At 68.2% G+C, this 1,671-nt stretch carries 2 protein-coding genes and 1 pseudogene; 2 read left to right on the top strand and 1 reads right to left on the bottom strand.

Annotation, left to right across the window (positions count from 1 at the left end):
* Positions 1 to 116 precede the first annotated feature (116 nt).
* Together C1I97_RS36800 and C1I97_RS40855 are read left to right on the top strand one after the other, a co-directional pair.
* The gene (locus tag C1I97_RS36800; protein WP_181447090.1) at positions 117 to 599 is read left to right on the top strand and encodes a transposase; all 483 of its coding nucleotides are present in this window, start codon (positions 117 to 119) and stop codon (positions 597 to 599) included.
* A 243-nt stretch (positions 600 to 842) separates the two neighbouring features.
* Positions 843 to 965 (top strand): transposase, encoded by a 123-nt coding sequence (locus C1I97_RS40855; protein ID WP_220040896.1) that lies wholly within the window; start codon positions 843 to 845, stop codon positions 963 to 965.
* A 161-nt stretch (positions 966 to 1,126) separates the two neighbouring features.
* Here the strand turns inward: C1I97_RS40855 and C1I97_RS36810 are convergent.
* Positions 1,127 to 1,525: pseudogene (locus tag C1I97_RS36810) on the bottom strand (integrase core domain-containing protein); the annotation flags it as partial.
* Positions 1,526 to 1,671 lie beyond the last annotated feature (146 nt).

Consider the following 1,671-nt stretch of genomic DNA (forward strand, 5'->3'; position numbering starts at 1 on the left):
CACTTCATGCTCGCCTTCCCCGACCGCCTCCCTCTCTGACCCCAGCAAGATCACCGAAAGTAACCACCCCGCGGGCCCGACCGGCAAGACCGTGCACCTCTACATACACAAAGGAATTGACAACCTCCCACCCCCTGCGCAAGGGACCGTCCAAATCCGCCCGCGATGCGGCTGTGTTCGTCGCCGAATCGATCCGCACCGCGCGAGCGTGCGGCGCAAGCGGACTGCTGGTGGTGCGGGCCGACTCCGCGTTCTACGGCGCCGACGTCGTGAATGCCTGCCGGGCCCTGAACGCACATTTCTCGGTCACCGTGCGGATGAACGCCTCCATCAAGGCCGAGATCGCGGGCATCGACGAGACGGCCTGGAGGCCGATCAAGTACCCCAAGGCGATCTGGGACGAGGAGGGGCAATGCTGGATCTCGGACGCCGAGATAGCCGAGACCACCTACACCGCCTTCACCTCCAAGCCGAAGAAGTACCAGGTCACCGCCCGTCTCATCGTGCGGCGCGTCAAACGACTCAACCCGAGGGACAGGGCACGCTCTTCGACACCTGGCGCTACCACGCAGCCTTCACCGACTCCCCGCTCCCGCTGACGGACGCCGAGCGTGATCACAGGCGGCACGCTGTCGTGGAACAGGTGATCGCGGACGTGAAGAACGGCCCGTTCGCCCACGCCCCCTCCGGGCACTTCCAGGCGAACTCCCCCAGAGGGGGCACCCCCAGCCTGGCTCGCGCCGGCCGCTCTCGCACACAACCTGACCCGCGCCGCCGGCGCCCTGGCCTCCGCCTTCCATGCCAAGGCCACCACCGCAACAATCCGCGACCACCTGATCGACGTGCCGGCCCGCCTGGCCCGTTCGGCCCGGCGCCTCACCCTCCACCTGCCCGGACACTGGCCCTGGGCCGACGACTTCACCCGGCTCTTCGACCTGGTGCACGCGTCACCACCCACCGCCTGAGAAGCCCTGACCACCCCGCCCGCAAGGGCCCGAGACCACCGACCACGTGGAAGAGCTGGACAGACCAGCGGGTACTCCCTGCCCGAACGGCCAGATCATCTCGCCGACCGCCAGGACAACCCCCGAAACGATCACTCCGGAATCAAGCCGGTGGATCCGGGCTGAATGGTGAGGAACTGGCGCCAGGTAGGGCCGGAGCGATGCGGGGCGGGGTCAACTCCCGAGGACTGCAGGATCTCCCCTACGGTGGACGGGGCGATGGAGTAGCCGAGGCGGGCGGGCTCGCCCTGTATGTGGCGGTGGCCCCAGGTGCTGTTCTCGCGCGCCAGACGCAGGATGAGCTGCTTGATGGTGGGCGCGGTCGGGGGCCGTCCCGGGTGGCGGCGCTCGGTGAATGTCCACTTCCGGGAGACCAGGCGTCGATGCCAGGCCGGCAGCGTGGTCGGCGTGACCGTGAAGACCTGACGCCGGCGCTCCCGCGGGACCAGCCGGGAAAGGACGGCCGGCCAGATCCGGTCGGCGGACTCATAGCGGACCCGAGCGATCTGGCGGCGCAGCACCGCGTTCTCGTGCCGCCGGCGAGGTTGTCAATTCCTTTGTGTATGTAGAGGTGCACGGTCTTGCCGGTCGGGCCCGCGGGGTGGTTACTTTCGGTGATCTTGCTGGGGTCAGAGAGGGAGGCGGTCGGGGAAGGCGAGCATGAAGT

Source organism: Streptomyces sp. NTH33 (assembly GCF_003236365.1).
In the GTDB taxonomy this organism is placed as follows: Bacteria; Actinomycetota; Actinomycetes; order Streptomycetales; family Streptomycetaceae; genus Streptomyces.